At 60.7% G+C, this 15,779-nt stretch carries 15 protein-coding genes; all 15 read right to left on the bottom strand.

All coding sequences use genetic code 11. The features are described from left to right. Positions 1-141: 141 nt before the first annotated feature. The 15 genes from DWV58_RS03640 to DWV58_RS03570 all read right to left on the bottom strand — a co-directional run bounded on the left by DWV58_RS03640 (position 142) and on the right by DWV58_RS03570 (position 15,698). A complete protein-coding gene (locus DWV58_RS03640; RefSeq protein WP_233540493.1) occupies positions 142-1,863 on the bottom strand; it encodes a proline--tRNA ligase in 1,722 nt (573 codons plus the stop codon). Then, entirely contained in the window at positions 1,864-2,946 is a 1,083-nt protein-coding gene (ispG, locus tag DWV58_RS03635) for a flavodoxin-dependent (E)-4-hydroxy-3-methylbut-2-enyl-diphosphate synthase (RefSeq protein WP_117773531.1), read from the bottom strand. A 13-nt stretch (positions 2,947-2,959) separates the two neighbouring features. After that, entirely contained in the window at positions 2,960-4,321 is a 1,362-nt protein-coding gene (locus DWV58_RS03630) for an RIP metalloprotease (protein WP_117776220.1), read from the bottom strand. 25 nt (positions 4,322-4,346) lie between these two features. Then, complete coding sequence (gene dxr, locus DWV58_RS03625; protein ID WP_117776219.1) at positions 4,347-5,534, bottom strand: 1-deoxy-D-xylulose-5-phosphate reductoisomerase; 1,188 nt, start codon at positions 5,532-5,534, stop codon at positions 4,347-4,349. Next, positions 5,534-6,448, bottom strand: a complete 915-nt coding sequence (locus DWV58_RS03620) for a phosphatidate cytidylyltransferase (protein WP_233502990.1) — start codon at positions 6,446-6,448, stop codon at positions 5,534-5,536. The genes dxr and DWV58_RS03620 overlap by 1 nt, the downstream gene beginning before the upstream one ends. 2 nt (positions 6,449-6,450) lie before the next feature. Continuing rightward, entirely contained in the window at positions 6,451-7,245 is a 795-nt protein-coding gene (locus DWV58_RS03615) for an isoprenyl transferase (protein ID WP_117776218.1), read from the bottom strand. Position 7,246: 1 nt separating this feature from the next. Beyond that, positions 7,247-7,783, bottom strand: coding sequence for a ribosome recycling factor (frr, locus tag DWV58_RS03610; protein ID WP_006236112.1), 537 nt, complete (start codon positions 7,781-7,783; stop codon positions 7,247-7,249). A 2-nt stretch (positions 7,784-7,785) separates the two neighbouring features. Further along, entirely contained in the window at positions 7,786-8,508 is a 723-nt protein-coding gene (gene pyrH, locus DWV58_RS03605) for a UMP kinase (RefSeq protein ID WP_117776217.1), read from the bottom strand. Between the two features lie 117 nt (positions 8,509-8,625). Continuing rightward, positions 8,626-9,495: a translation elongation factor Ts gene (tsf, locus tag DWV58_RS03600; RefSeq protein ID WP_117776216.1), complete on the bottom strand. Its 870-nt coding sequence runs from the start codon at positions 9,493-9,495 to the stop codon at positions 8,626-8,628. A gap of 45 nt (positions 9,496-9,540) precedes the next feature. Next, complete coding sequence (gene rpsB / locus DWV58_RS03595; protein WP_117776215.1) at positions 9,541-10,269, bottom strand: 30S ribosomal protein S2; 729 nt, start codon at positions 10,267-10,269, stop codon at positions 9,541-9,543. Between the two features lie 219 nt (positions 10,270-10,488). Beyond that, complete coding sequence (locus DWV58_RS03590) at positions 10,489-11,397, bottom strand: tyrosine recombinase XerC (protein ID WP_370448358.1); 909 nt, start codon at positions 11,395-11,397, stop codon at positions 10,489-10,491. 8 nt (positions 11,398-11,405) lie between these two features. Then, on the bottom strand, positions 11,406-12,743 hold the full coding sequence (trmFO, locus tag DWV58_RS03585; protein WP_117736673.1) for a methylenetetrahydrofolate--tRNA-(uracil(54)-C(5))-methyltransferase (FADH(2)-oxidizing) TrmFO: 1,338 nt from the start codon (positions 12,741-12,743) through the stop codon (positions 11,406-11,408). A 14-nt stretch (positions 12,744-12,757) separates the two neighbouring features. After that, on the bottom strand, positions 12,758-13,693 hold the full coding sequence (locus DWV58_RS03580; RefSeq protein WP_370448357.1) for a DNA-processing protein DprA: 936 nt from the start codon (positions 13,691-13,693) through the stop codon (positions 12,758-12,760). Next, positions 13,690-15,213 (bottom strand): YifB family Mg chelatase-like AAA ATPase, encoded by a 1,524-nt coding sequence (locus DWV58_RS03575; RefSeq protein WP_117776213.1) that lies wholly within the window; start codon positions 15,211-15,213, stop codon positions 13,690-13,692. The genes DWV58_RS03580 and DWV58_RS03575 overlap by 4 nt, the downstream gene beginning before the upstream one ends. Beyond that, a complete protein-coding gene (locus DWV58_RS03570) occupies positions 15,213-15,698 on the bottom strand; it encodes a YraN family protein (RefSeq protein ID WP_035138570.1) in 486 nt (161 codons plus the stop codon). The genes DWV58_RS03575 and DWV58_RS03570 overlap by 1 nt, the downstream gene beginning before the upstream one ends. Positions 15,699-15,779: the final 81 nt, after the last annotated feature.

Below are 15,779 nucleotides of genomic sequence, written 5' to 3'. Positions count from 1 at the left end.
AACCCCGCAGCTCACATGGGCTGTGGGGTTTTCCTTTTAGCGATTGAGCACGCCGAGAAGACAAAAGGACGGCCCCGCATCTCCCCTATCTGGAGAAATGCGGGGCCGTCCCGTATATCGAACTACAAGCGAAATCGCCAATTAACGGCGTGCCGCCTTCACAAGCTTGGAAACCTTGGCAACGACCTCGTCGATCGCCACGTCCTCGCGCTCGCCCGTGGCACGGTCCTTGAGCTCGACGGTGCCGTTCTTAAGGCCACGCTTGCCGAGCACCACCTGATACGGGAAGCCCATAAGGTCGTTGTCGGCAAACTTAAAGCCGGGACGCTCATCGCGATCGTCGACGACGACCTCGATACCCTCGCTGCACAGGCCATCAACGATCTGCTCGCAGACAGAAGCGCACTCCTCCTTCTTGGGGTCGAGCGGAATCACCGCAACCTCGTACGGGGCAACGGAGACCGGCCAAACGATGCCGTGCTCGTCGTTGTGCTGCTCCACGACGGCAGCGAGCGAGCGAGACACGCCAACGCCGTAGCAACCCATGATAAGCGGCTTCTCCTTGCCGTCCTCGTCCATAAAGGTGGCACCCATGGCCTCGGAGTACTTGGTGCCCAGCTGGAAGACCTGGGAAACCTCGATGCCGCGGGCAGCAGAGAGCGGCTTGCCGCAGTGCGGACAGGGATCGCCGGCAACGACAGTAACCAGGTCGGCCCACTCATCGACGGTAAAGTCGCGATCGGGGCAGGCACCGGTAAAGTGATAGTCGACCTCGTTGGCACCGCAGGCCCACTGCCTGGACTCGCGCAGGCTCTCGTCGCACACCAGACGGATGCCCTCGGGCAGGTTGACCGGTCCGATAAAGCCCTTGTGCAGACCGTTCGCCTGAAGCTCCTCGTCCGTCATCATGCGATAGCCCTTGCCAAAGACATGCTCGGCCTTGCAATCGTTGAGCTCGTGGTCGCCCGGGACAATGGCCACGACGGGCTTGCCCTCGGCGTCGATGAGTGCCAGAGACTTGCGCGTGCCGTTCTCGGGGAAGCCGAAGAACTTTGCAACGGCCTCGATGGTGCCCATGCCCGGAGTCTCGACCTTGGTAAGCGCACCGTCGCCAGGACCCTCGGTCACAACGACCTTGGTGCTTGCGGCCTCATCGTCGGCTGCAAAGCCGCAATCGTCGCAGTAGACGAGCGAAGCCTCGCCGGCGTCAGCCAAAGCCATGTACTCGACGGAGGTATCGCCACCGATCTCGCCGGAGTCGGCGACAACGGGCAGAGCCTTGATGTAGCAGCGCTCGCAGATGTTGGCGTAGGCCTGCTTCATCTTGTCGTACTCCTCCTGCAGACTCTCCTGCGTGGCGGAGAAGCTGTAGGCGTCCTTCATGATGAACTCGCGGCCGCGCATCAGGCCAAAGCGGGGACGGAACTCGTCGCGGAACTTGTCCTGAATGTGGTACAGGTTAACGGGCAGCTGTTTGTAGGAGCGCAGCTCGTTGCGCACCAGGGCCGTGACGGTCTCCTCGTGCGTGGGACCCAGGACGAACTCGCGACCGTGACGGTCGTCAAAGCGCACAAGCTCCTTGCCATAGGCGTCGATGCGGCCGGACTCACGCCACAACTCGGCGTCGACCATGATAGGCATCATAAGCTCCTGGGCGCCGGCAGCGTCCATCTCGTCTCGCACGATATTCTCAATCTTGCGGATCGAGCGCCAAGCAAGCGGCAGGTAGGAATACAGACCGGCGGCCTCTTTGCGGATCATGCCGGCACGGAGCAGCAGGCGGTGGCTGGCGAGCTCAGCGTCCGCCGGATCCTCTTTGAGCGTCGGCGCATAGAGCTTAGACATATACATTGCTCGGGTCATTTATTTCTCCTCAATTAGTTTGTCGACCTCGGCCATAAGCGCGTCGACAATTTGATCCTCAGCTACTTTACCAATGATCTGGCCATGCGAAAAGAGCAAGGCCTGACCACGTCCGCAAGCAACGCCCAGGTCGGCATCAGAAGCCTCACCGGGGCCATTAACGGCACATCCCATGACGGCAATCGAAAGCGGCGCGGCATAGTTCTTAAGCCGCTCGGTTACTTCCTCGGCGATGGGAATGAGGTTAACCTGGCAGCGGGCGCACGTGGGGCAAGAGACAATCTCGGGACCACGGCGACGCAGGCCCAGTGACTGCAAAATTCCCCAGGCGACCGGCGGCTCCTCAACCGGATCGGCCGTGAGCGACACACGCATGGTGTCACCGATGCCTTCGGAAAGCAAGATACCCAAGCCTACAGAGCTCTTGATGGTGCCCTGAAGCTTGGTCCCCGCCTCCGTCACGCCCAGGTGGAGCGGAACATGCGGTATCTCGCGCGACAGGGCGCGATAGGTATCAAGCGTCGTCTGTACGCTATGGGCCTTGGCGGATAGCACGATGTTGGTAAACCCACGGTCCTCAAAGTGCCGCACAAAGCGTTCGCTCGACATCACGAGCTTTTCGGGCTGCGTGAGGTCGTCGCGCTCGGCAATATCTTGCTCAAGCGAGCCCGCGTTCACGCCAATGCGAATCGCGCAGCCCGCGGCACCCGCGGCATCGATGACAGCGTCAACCTTGGCCCAATCGCCGATATTGCCGGGGTTGATGCGCAGCTTAGAGGCACCAGCCTCGACAGCGCCAATGGCAAGCTTATGGTTAAAATGGATATCGGCGACGATTGGCACCGGAGACTCGGCACAAATCGTGCGAAAGCCCTCGAGCGCAGCCTCGGTAGGCACGCTCACGCGCACGATATCGCAGCCAGCCTGCGCCAACGCGCACACTTGCGCAAGCGTTGCCTGGGCATCAGCAGTATCGGTGCAGGTCATAGACTGAACCACGACCGGAGCGCCACCACCGATCTGCACGCCGCCCACATGCACGGGGCGTGTCAACTCGCGAGGCAAAGGATGGGATAAAGACAATCCAAACACTCCCCTACAGAATAAAACGAAGGATGTCGGAACGAAGCATATAGACAAACAGCAGTGCAAAGAGCGCGATGCCGACATAGCTGACGATTGTCTGCACTTTGAGCGGCAGCTCGCGGCCCGCAATCTTTTGAATGATCTCGATGACCAGCTTGCCGCCATCGAGTGGTGGGATGGGCAGCAGGTTCATAAAGCCAAGCGAGAACGAAATGAGGGCGGCAAACGAAAGGAACGTGGCAGGGCCGGCAGCAGCGGCCTGTGAGGACATAACGCTAATACCAACGATCGAAGAAGACTGATCGAGAATCTCCATCGTATGCTGCGGCTGGAGCAGGCGCATCACGCCATCCGCTGTCTGCACGACATAGGAGAACGACAGGCGAGCCGACGTGATGGGGTCTAAACGGACCACCTGCGTAGAGGCATACACACCTAGGCGCTCGTCCTCTTTGAGCGCAACCGTGGTCGAATGCTGCTTGCCGTCACGCTCGTACTCGATGGCGATATCGTCCTTACCGGCAGCCTTGCCGATGGCATCGTAGACATCCATCCAAGTGGAACATGAGACACCGTCAACCGAAAGGATCGCGTCACCGCCCTCGATACCCGCCTTGGCGGCAATAGACCCCTCGTCAACCTGACCGATCACGTTGGTATCCATCGGCACGGTGACACCCGCAATGGAATAGATGCTCATAAGAAGCAAAAAACCCGTCAAGATATTGACGATAATGCCTGCGAGCAGCATAAAGGCGCGCTTGAGAAAGCCTTGGCCAAGATAGGTGTGCGAGCGTTCTTGCGCAAGGAACTCGGCCTCGCCGCACGGCAGCTCCCACACATCGCCCTCGGCAGTCGCATGTTCGCGATCGAAACGGCGACCATCAAAGGTGGTATAGCCTGCCGTGTCTCGTGGCAACGTCTGATATTTGGTGGGATAGTAGCTCGGCGAGGGCTTCTCCCCTTCCTCATACCAGGGCGCGATGGAGCCCCAGCCCAGCAAAAGGGCGCATGCCTCGAGCACATCCTCCTCGGAAAGTTCGAGCTCGACAGCAAGGTCGGCCACGGTCACGCGACCATGACGATAGATAGCCGCGAGCACGCGATCGGCGCACGAAACATCGGTCGGATCCATACCGCAGATGGCAGCGTAGCCACCCAGCAGCAGCGGGGTCACGCCAAACTTGGTTCCAATGCGACGCGACGTGTAATGGATGTCAAAGCGGCACGGCAGACCCAAAAAGAACTCGGTCACACGGACGCCGCAGGCACGCGCCGCCAAAAAGTGGCCGCCCTCGTGCAAAAACACGAGGACGGAAAGCATCAGCAGGCCCCAAAAGACCGATGAGAGAACGCTCAGAACAGTATCCATAAAACGAAAAAGCAATCCTTATGGGTTAGGAACGGGTTGCGGCGAGCACCTGCGCAGCCTTTTCACGCGCCCACGCATCGATGTCGCGAAGCTGCTCAAACGAATCGACCACCTGCATATCGTGGGCGTCCATGCAGGATTCCACAATGCGATCGATATCGGTAAAGCTGCAGCCATCGTGCAGGAAGGCATCGACGGCGACCTCGTTGGCGGCATTGAGCACGCACGGCATGGTGCCACCCGTCTTGCCGGCACGCTCGGCCAGTGCCAGACAGCGGAAGGTATCCATGTCGGCAGCATCAAACGTGAGCTGCCCCAGCTCGCGGAAATCGATACGAGGCGCCGGAGTATCCCAACGCTCGGGATACGAGAACGCGAACTGGATGGGAATACGCATGTCGGATGCACCGAGATGCGCCATCACGGAGCCGTCGGCGAACTCGACCATAGAGTGAATCTTGGACTGACGCTGCACGACCACGTTAATGAAATCGAGGTCGCAGTTAAACAGATGCATGGCCTCAATGCGCTCCAGGCCCTTGTTCATGAGGGTGGCGGAGTCAATGGTGATCTTGGCACCCATGGCCCACGTGGGATGCGCGAGGGCATCGGCACGCGTCACGCGATCGAGCTCGTCGCGCGTGCGGCCAAAGAACGGACCGCCCGAGCAGGTGAGCCAAATGCAGTGGGCCTCGCGCGGGTTCTCCCCCAGATAGCACTGGTAGATGGCGGAATGCTCAGAGTCGACCGGAATAAGCTGGCCCGGCTGTGCCAACGGCATAAGCAAGTCGCCACCGACGACGAGGGACTCCTTGTTGGCAAGGGCAAGGCGCTTATTCGAGGTCAAGGCCGCATGGCTCGCCTCGAGACCGGCGGCGCCCACAATAGCGACAAGCACGCAGTCGACATCGTCGCGATGCGCGAGCTCGCAAACCGCCTGCGCGCCAACGCCGAGCTTCGTTCCCTCGGGCAACTCCTGCAGCACGGCGTCATCGCCATGATCGACATCGGCCACGGCAACCGCCGGAACCGAGAACTCGCGGGCAGCGGCAACGAGCTCGGAGGTACTGGAGTTAACGGACAGCGCCGTCACCTGCAGGCGATCGGCATGCTGGCGGCACACATCGAGCGCCTGGGTGCCGATAGAGCCCGTACAACCCAGGATGGCAACGCGAAGGCGTCCATCGGGGCCATACGTCGTCTGGAAGGACATTACAGCACGCCTCCGATCATCAGCAACAGCTGCGCGGTGATGCAGCCGAAGATAAGCGAATCGCTACGATCGAGCATTCCGCCGTGGCCCGGGATAAGGTTGCCGGAATCCTTGACGCCCACACCGCGCTTGATGCGCGACTCGATAAGGTCGCCGATAACGCCCAGAATGGACACGACCACGCCGCACAGCAGCGCATAGGGCAGGCTGAGCTTGTAGAAGTGCGTCGCCCACAGGATGAGCCAAATCAAAACCGAGCCCAAGATGCCGCCGGCAAACCCCTCCCAGCTCTTTTTGGGAGAGATCTTGGGAACCATCTTGTGCTTGCCGATACGGCTGCCCACGATGTAGGCAAACGAATCGGAGACCCAAAGGGACGCGCAAACGCCCACTGAAAGCAGGGCGCCGGCAAAACCGGGCACGGCATCGCGCAGCAGCACGATAGCCGACAGCATAAAGCCAGTGTAGATGGGACCCATGAGCGTCACGGCCACATCAGAGATGCGGGTACGCGGCGACCAGACATACCAAATGCCCACAGCGAGCATCAAGGCAAAAAGCAGGGCATTCAGCAACATCGAATCGCCCAACGCCGACAGCGGAAAGAGTACGGCGGCAGCGATACCCATGCGCTCGTTAGCCATCTTGCCATCGAGCCTTGTCATACGGAAAAACTCATAGCAGCACAGACCGCTCATGACAGAAACAAAGATGGCCGTGGGCACGATACCCAAAACCAGGCACAGGATAAAGACAACGGCGTAGACGATACCGGCGGCGGCACGGGTAATAAAGCCCGCCAGCCACGAACCGGTGCCGCTCTTTGCTGCAGGTGCTCCCGCAGCGGCAGCCTTGCGCGCAGGCGCCGCGGAAACTGGCGTCTTGGGAGCAGATGCCTTGGGACGATCGGACACGATTAAGCCTCCTCGGTCTTGCTCAGTCCACCAAACCTACGGTCACGGCCCTGATAGGCCAAAATGGCGTCGACAAGGCCCCAACGATCAAAGTCGGGCCAATAGGTATCGGTGACGTAGAATTCGGAATAAGCCACCTGCCACAGCAGATAGTTCGAAAGGCGCAGCTCACCAGAAGTGCGAATCACAAGCTCAGGATCGGGAAGGCCGGCGGTATAGAGGTGGGAAGCCACCATGTCGTCATCAATTGCGGCAGGATCGATCTTACCGGCGGCAGTGTCAAGTGCGATTTGACGGACAGCGCGGGTAATCTCGGCACGCGCGCCGTAGTTGACGGCAAGCGCCAGCGTCATACCGGTGTGATCGGCGCACTCGGCAAGACCGCGTTCAAAAACGTCGCGGGTCTTCTTGGGCAGCGCGGAAATGTCACCCAAAAAGACAACGCGCACATTTTCGCGCTTCAGAAGCGGCAGCTCGTCGATAAACGTCTTGGCAAACAGATGCATCAAGACGTTTACCTCATGCTGCGGACGGTTCCAGTTTTCGGTAGAAAACGCATAGGCAGAAAGCACGTCGACGCCCAGGCGCACGCAGGCGGTAATGATCTCGCGAAGGGAGACGATACCCGCCTTGTGGCCCTCAGTGCGCGCAAGACCGCGCGACGTGGCCCAACGACCGTTGCCGTCCATGATGCACGAGATATGGTGCGGAATGTTATTGAGGTCAAGGTCGGAAAAACCGACGCCCGCAGGGGCGTCGGCAAAGTACTCGACCAGTTTATGCTCGTCGTATTGCACCTTAGATCTCCATGACCTCGGCTTCTTTTTCCTTCAGAAGCTCCTCGACCTTGGCGACATACTCATCGGTGTGCTTCTGGACCTTGGCCTGCTCGCGACGGACATCGTCCTCGGTGAGCTCCTCATCGCGCTCGAGCTTGTTGTTAAAGTCGCGACGGATGTTACGGATAGACACCTTGGCCTGCTCGGCGTACTCGCGGCACTCCTTGACGAGCTCGCGACGGCGCTCCTCAGTGGGAGCCGGGAACGGAAGACGAACGACGGTGCCATCGGAGTTGGGGGTAATACCCAGATCGGAAGCGCCGATGGCCTTGACGATAGCATTGATGAGCGCCTTGTCCCACGGCTCGATGAGCAGCATGTGGGCCTCGGGGGTCTTGACGGCGGCAACCTGCGTGACCGGCGTGGGAACACCGTAATAATCGACGGTGATGTCGGACAGAATGTTGGCATTGGCGCGGCCGGTACGAACCTTGGAGAAGTTATGCTTGAGGGACTCGAGCGACTTGTCCATATGGGCGGTGATGTTCTCTGCCATGCTTAATCCTCCTGATAGACGAGCGTGCCGACGGGCTCACCCGCGAGCGCGCGCTTGACGGTGTCCTCGCCATCGATGTTGAGGACCAAAATAGGCATACGGTTATCCTGGCACAGAGCCGTAGCCGTGGAATCCATAACCTGCAGGCCGCGAACGAGAACCTCGTGATAGGTAATCTTGTCAAAACGGACGGCATCGGCGCACTTGACGGGATCCTTGTCGTAGATGCCGTCAACCTTGGTGGCTTTAATCAGAATCTCGGCGCCGATCTCGCACGCACGAAGAGCCGCGGCGGTGTCGGTCGTAAAGTACGGATTACCCAAACCGGCGGCAAAAATAACAACGTTGCCCTTGGAAAGGTGGTTGATAGCGCGACGGCGAATATAGGGCTCGCAGATCTCGTTCATCTGGATAGCGCTCATCACGCGGCAGGGAACATCGTTATGCTCGAAGGCATCCTGCAGGGCGAGCGCGTTCATAACGGTTGCCAGCATGCCCATGTAGTCGGCCTGAGCACGCTCCATGCCACCGGCAGCGCCTGCCATGCCGCGGAAAATATTGCCGCCGCCGACAACGACGCCGACCTCATGGCCAACGGCGAGCAGCTCCTTGACCTGCTTGGCAAGATGGTCGGTAACCTTGGGGTCAATGCCATATTGGCCGTCGCCCATCAGTGCTTCGCCGGAAAGCTTAAGAAGCACGCGTTTATATCGGATGTCGGACAAAGCGATCCTCCTTTAATTAGACTCTCAATATGATATCAAAGGCTCTGATAAGAGCCATGAAAAAGCAGGCTGTGAGTAAAACCCACAGCCTGCTCATTACCAGCTACAAGAGCTTATTTACTCGCCACGGACCAGACGGTCAAAGGCAACGACGGTAATGGTGTCGCCGAGCTCCTTGGAGACCTGCTCAGCGTACTTCTTGATGGTGAGGGAGCTGTCCTTGATGAACTCCTGCTCGGTGAGCACGGACTGCTTGTAGAACTTCTCCAGACGGCCGACAGCCATCTTCTCCTGGATAGCCTCGGGCTTGCCGGACTCGGCAGCCTGAGCCATGTAGATCTGCTTCTCGTGCTCGACGGTCTCGGCCGGAACCTGATCGCGGGTAGCGCAGATCGGGGCGACGGCGGCAACCTGAAGGGCAACGTCGTGAGCGAAGGTCTTGAAGGACTCAGCCTGAGCGGTCTCGGCCTTCTCGAAAGCAAGCTCGACGAGGACGCCGATCTTACCACCCATGTGGATGTAAGAAGCGAGCGCGCCGTTCTCGGCCTTGCGGGCAGCGAAGCGGGAGATCTTCATGTTCTCGCCCATGATGTGAATCATCTCGGTGAGCTCGGAGGAAACGGTCTCCTCGCCCATCGGCTTCTCGAGCAGAGCATCGACATCGGCCGGCTCGGTGGTGGCGACAACCTCGGCGACCTTGGAAGCAAAGCCGGTGAACTTGGCGTTGGAGCCAACGAAGTCGGTCTCGCAGGAGAGCTCAAGCAGAGCGCCGGTCTTGCCATCCTCGGAGACGAACGCGGCTACAGCGCCCTCGTTGGTCTCGCGGCCAGCCTTCTTAGCAGCCTTGGCGAGGCCGTTCTTGCGCAGAACGTCGACAGCGGCGTCCATGTCGCCGTCAGCCTCGACGAGAGCCTTCTTGCACTCCATCATCGGGGAGTCGGTCATCTCGCGGAGCTGCTTGACCATAGCGGCGGTAATCTGGGCCATTGTGGTTCCTTTCAAAGAGATGAAAAAGAATTAACTAAGACTGATTTACTCGGCCTTGGGCTCAGCGGCCATCTCGGCCTCGGAGACCTGCTCCTTGCCGGAGCCAGCGAGGCAGGCGTCAGCCATGAGCTCGCACATAAGGGTGACAGCAGAGATAGCGTCATCGTTGCAGGGGATGCCGTACTCGACCTCGTCGGGATCGGAGTTGGTGTCGATCAGAGCGACGACGGGGATGTTCAGGCGCCGAGCCTCCTTGATGGCGTTCTCCTCGCGCTTGGTGTCGATGACGAAGAGAGCCTGGGGCAGACCCTTCATGTCGCGGGCGCCACCGAGGTTGGTCTGGAGCTTGGTGAGCTCCTTGCCGAGAACAGCCTGCTCCTTCTTGGGGAGCACTGCCATGCGGCCGTCCTCGACCATGGCCTCAAGCTCCTCCATGCGGTTGATGCGGGAGCGGATGGTGACGAAGTTGGTCAGCATGCCGCCGAGCCAACGCTGGTTGATGTAAGGCATGTTGGCGCGCTCAGCGGCGTTCTTGACGGCCTCCTGAGCCTGCTTCTTGGTGCCGACGAACAGCACGTTGCCGCCCTTGGCGACGTTCTTGACGAAAGTGTAGGCCTGGTCGGCGTCGAGGATGGTCTGCTTGAGGTCGAGGATGTAGATGCCGTTGCGCTCACCGAAGATGAACGGCTTCATCTTGGGGTTCCAGCGACGGGTCTGGTGACCGAAGTGGCAGCCGGCCTCGAGCAGGGTGCGGATATTAATCTTGGTAGCCATGTTAAACCTCCTGTGGTTTGCCTCCGCGCGGGGTCATCCTCCAAAACCAACCCGGACATGTGCTACCAAAGCCCGGGCACCACGGTATGAAGTAGCCGCGCGTGCGTGATAAAAACCTGTTGCCGTGAAGCAACCCAATGAATGATAGCAGGAATGCATCTTCCTGCCAACCCGCAATCAAAACCACACACCTGAGCGCGGCGCGGGACGTCCCAGCCACTATTCGCCGCGGGGATGGGCTTGAGCCACAGCCCGCTTAAGCCGATCGGGTGTGAGATGCGTGTAGATCTGCGTCGTGGACAGGCTCGCATGACCTAGCAGCTCTTGAACCGAGCGCAGGTCCGCGCCGCCCTCGAGCAAGTCGGTCGCAAAGGTATGGCGCATCGCATGCGGGGCGATGTCGGCCGGAATGCCGGCGAGCGTCGCCAGCATATGAAACCGCCGCCTGAGCATGGCGGCACTCATGCGATTACCGCGCGCCGATATAAGCAGCGGATGCGGCCCGGTAGCGGGGTCACGACGCTTTGCCTGAGCGAGCAACTCCGGCCTCCCCTCCTCAATATAGAGACGCGTCGCCTCGAGCGCACGACGATACAGAGGGACGATACGTTCTTTGCTCCCCTTGCCCCACAGGCGCAGCGTGCGTTCGGACCACGCAATGGACTCCACATTGAGTGCTGCGAGCTCAGAGATACGGGCGCCTGAGGCATAGAGCAGCTCGAGCATCGCCGCATCGCGCAGTCCCGCGGGTGTTGAGGTATCAGGCGTCTTGAGCAGCGCCTCGACCTGCTTGGTCGTAAGGACGCCCGGCAGGTCACGCGGCAGCTTGGGCGATGCGATCGCCGAGACTGCATCGCCCTCCACGACCCCCTCGGCAGCCATCCATCGATAGAGCGATCGGATAGCCGACAGATGCGCCGCAAGCGTTCGGGGAGCCACCTGCTCACGCGAAAGCTCGGCAAGATAGCGACGAATGGTGCGCACGTCGGCAGCGAAAGCATCAATATCCTCGCGCTCGCACCAGGCAGCAAAGCGCTCCAGCCTCGAGCCATAGGCCGTCACCGTATTGGGAGAAAGCCCCTCGACACGTGCGATATAGGCGATAAACGAGTCGACGGTGTCGTACAGGTCAAAGGCTATGACCGGTCGCCTCCAAACAGATCGGGGCGAGTGGCCAGATAGGCATCAAGGGCCTCGAGCGCACGGTCCGCATAGGCCTGGTAGCGGTCGCGCTTGCTGCGGCGCTTACCATCCTCGAGTGGCGGCACCAGGCCAAAGTTGACATGCATGGGCTGGTAGCCCACGGTGGCAGGATCGGTCGCATAGCCCACGAGCGCGCCCAGGGCGCCCACGCGGGGCAACTCGACGCCCGCGGCGCCGATAGCCTCGGCATAGGTGTTGAGCGCCGCGAGCAGACCGGTCGCCACGGCTTCCATGTACCCCTCGGTGCCGGTGATCTGACCGGCCAGGCGCACGCCGGTACCAGGCACGGCAAAGGTGCCATCGAGCACGTGCGGGGCGTCGACAAAGGTATTGCGGTGCATGACACCGTAGCGGAAGAACTCAGCGTTCTCCAGGCCCGGCACCATATGGAAGACGCGCTTCTGCTCGCCAAAGGTCAGGTTGGTCTGGAAGCCCACCAGGTTATAGGCGGTCTTCTCCTTGTTCTCGGCACGCAGCTGAATCGCCGCCCAAGGGCGACGTCCGGTACGCGGGTCGGTGAGGCCGACGGGCTTCATGGCGCCAAAGCGAATGGCGTCCTTGCCGGTGCGCGCAACTTCCTCGGCAGGTTGGCAGGCCTGAAACAGATCGCCGCCCTCAAAGTCTTTGAGCACCACGCGGTCGGCCGTGGTAAGTGCCTCGATAAAGGCCTCGTACTCCTCCTTGTTGAGCGGAGCGTTGAGATAGTCGCCGCTCCCCTGCTCCTCGTAGCGCGACTGCGAAAACAGCACGTCCATATCGAGCGTGGAGGCATCGACGATCGGCGCCGCGGCATCGAAGAACGCAAGGGCGTCGCCACCGACGAGCTTCATGACCTCTTCGCTCAGCGCCGGTGAACACAGCGGGCCCGCGGCAATGACCACGTGGCCCTCGGGAATCTGCGTGACCTCGCCGTGCACGACCTCGATATTGGGACGGGCGGCAACCTCGGCCTCGACAAGCTCGGAAAACTTGACGCGGTCGACCGCCAAGGCACCACCGGCGGGAACAGCCGCGCGATGGGCGCAATCGAGCAGGACTGAACCCATGCGCTCAAGCTCGGCCTTTAACAAGCCCGCCGCAGAGTCCGGACGGGTCGATTTAAACGAATTGGAACAGACGAGCTCTGCCAGGTGATCGGTATGGTGGGCCGGGGAGCTCACCTGGGGGCGCATCTCGCGCAGCTTTACGGCAAACCCGCGGTCTGCCAGCTGAATCGCGCACTCCGAACCCGCCAGACCGCCACCGATAACCGTCACCTGATCGAACTGCATCTGCAAACACCTTTCTAATTGACACGTTTTCCATTGTGACCGAAGGGCGTCTGGGCGTGAAGGGCAAACTTGGAGGGCGCATACCTTCCATCCATCATGCGCTCGATAAGGCCCTCGAGTTCAAGCGAACCCAAGAGTTTGAGTACGCCGACAGCATCGAGCGAGACGAGCGCCGCGATGTCGTCGACCTTGAGCGGAGAGGCGATGAGCGCATGCATCACGGTCTGCTGTGTTTGATCCAGGTCGGCAATGCCGGGAGCATCGGGGCGCGAGTAGCGCAGAGTGCCGTAGATGCGTGAGATAGCCATCTCGATAGATTCCTCGTCGATGATGCAGCAGGCACCGTTCGCAATGAGGTAATTCGTGCCACGCGACTCGGGCGATAGGATCGACCCCGGCACAGCGAGAAGTTCTCGCCCCAAATCCATAGCAGCCTCGGCTGTAGAAAACGTCCCGGAAGGCATACCCGCCTCGGATACAAAGAGGGCTTGCGACAGGGCCGCGATCACGCGATTGCGGCGCGGAAAGGCAAACTTGCGCGGACCCATGCCCCACGGGGAGATCGACACGACCGCGCCACCCGTATCGAGCGTGCGCGTAATAAGCCCCGCGCTCGAGCGCGGATAGACCACGTCGGCGCCCGTCCCCAGCACCACGACGTGTTTGCCGCCAGCGTTGACCGCAGCCCAACCCGAGGCCTGGTCACAACCGACCGCGCCGCCCGAAACTACCGTCACTCCCGCCTCGACCGCCACCTTTGCCGCAAGCTCTGCCACGGCAAGACCATACGGCGAGGCCTTGCGCGCGCCGATGATGGAGAGCGCGGGCGTCGAAAGCACCTCGGGGTTGCCGCGCACATAGAGCGTCTGGGGTACATCAGAAAGCTCCAAAACGGTCTCGGGATACAACGCATCACCTGGATGCAGCTCGTAGGTCCCCTCGGCCATCATTGGTCCCTCCTTCCCTGGTACATCGCTGCCTCGAGCACGTGGTCCTGCGTCACTTGCTCGCTCTCGGCGACGTCGGCGATTGTACGCGCGATACGCACCAGTCGCACGATGCCGCGACCCGTGAGATGTGTGCGCTTCGACAGGCCGAGCACACACTTCTCTGCCGCATCATCGAGCTCAAAGGTCGAAACGACGCCGTCAATGGACCGTGTCTCGTCATCCTCGGCCTCGGCATCCGCATCGTCCATACGGGATTCGCGCCAAGCGCGAAAAGCGCGACCGCGCACAACGTAGTCACGTAACTCGGCAGACGACATACCCTCCGCACCCTCGATAATCACTTGGGGGTCGGGACGGGTCACATCGATCATCATGTCGATACGGTCGGCCAAAGGACCGCACAGTTTAGACCGATAGCGCTCGACCATCGCCGCCGAGCAGCGACACGGCACCTCGCGATCGCCCAAAAAGCCGCAGGGGCAAGGGTTACTCGCAGCCAGCAGCTGAAAGCGCGACGGGAAGGTAAAGGCCCCGTCGACGCGCACGATCCTCACATAGCCGCGTTCGATGGGCTGACGCAGCGTCTGCAGCACACCCGTGGGAAACTCGGCAAGCTCGTCCAAAAAGAGCACGCCGCCATGAGCAAGGCTGATCTCACCCGGGTGCACCGGGCGCCCGCCGCCGATAAGGCCTGCGGTCGAAATACTGTGGTGGGGACTGCGGAAGGGCCGGTGCCCCGCCAACAAGCCATCGATGTTCTCACCCAAGACCGAATGGATGCACAGCGCCTCCTGTTGATCCTCAACGGAAAGCTCGGGCAGGATGCCGGTCATACGACGCGCGAGCATCGTCTTGCCCGATCCCGGGGACCCGATCATAAGCAAACCGAGCTCACCCGCTACCGCCAGTGCCATGCCGCGCTTGGCGACCTCCTGCCCCAGTACGTCGGCATAGTCGAGTTCGGGCTCAAAGGTCGCCTCGAGCACTTCAGAATCCAAGTAGTGCCGTGCGGCATCGCCCATGCCATGGGCAAGCTGAGACAAATGATCGATAAATCCGCAATCCACGCCCGCAAGCGGCACATGCTGATCGGACCTGCCGGCGATAAAGGACAGCCCCATATCACGCGCCAATAACTGAAACGCCACCTCGCCCTTGACGGGAAGCACCGTACCGTCCAAGCCGAGCTCGCCGGCGATAAGGCAGCGATCGAGGTTGTCACGGGGAATCTGCCCATCGGCCGCCAGAACCGCGATGGCGATGGGCAGATCAAAGCCGCTACCGGTCTTGCGAATATCGCCGGGCGCTAGGTTGACCGTAATGCCCGAGCGTGGGATCTCGAACCCGGCGGAGCGCATCGCGCAGCGAATACGACCGCGTGACTCCATCACCTCCATACTCGGAATGCCGAGCATCTGGATGCCCGGAACACCACCGGCAAGCGAGACCTCGACCGTGACGTGAATCGCCTCGACGCCACGGATGCAGGCCGCGTGAACGGCAAACGTCTCGAACGCCATCACGACACCTGCCAATCGAACGCGTTGTACTGATGCTCGATCTCAGCGATATGCCCGCCACGAATGGTGACACCCACGGCATCGAAGCGAATCGCCTTGAGCGGATAATGCTCCATGAGATAGCAACTTGCGATGCGGCGGTAGCGGCGTTGCTTTTGAGCGTCCACGGCCTCCTCGGGAAAGACCCGCGTGCTGCAATCCAGTGCAACGCGTCTGGTCTTGACCTCGGCCATCACCACGACATCGTCGAGCTCATCGAGCAGCACCAGATCGGCCTCGCCCTCGGTGCAACGATAACCCTGCTCCAGCAAGGTGTAGCCGCGCTCGTTAAAGTAGTCGATGGTGATCAGCTCGCCCAGCATGCCCAGCTCGCGGGGACTGAGTCCCTTGATAAACTCGGGCGTCATCGCCCCGCAGTCGAGCTCGCCGTTTTCCCAACGCTCCTTGAGCTGCTGCGTCTTGCTCTTTTTGCTTGCGGCACTCATGGGGTCTCCTTTCCCGCACGCTGCATTGCCCCGATGATGAGGGCACCTTTCATGCGGGTAAGTACCGGAAGCAAACCAAAA

The organism is Collinsella sp. AF11-11 (assembly GCF_003465485.1).
Lineage (GTDB): Bacteria > Actinomycetota > Coriobacteriia > Coriobacteriales > Coriobacteriaceae > Collinsella.
The sequence above is the reverse complement of the archived record's forward strand: the minus strand, read 5'-3'. Positions and strand labels throughout refer to the sequence as shown.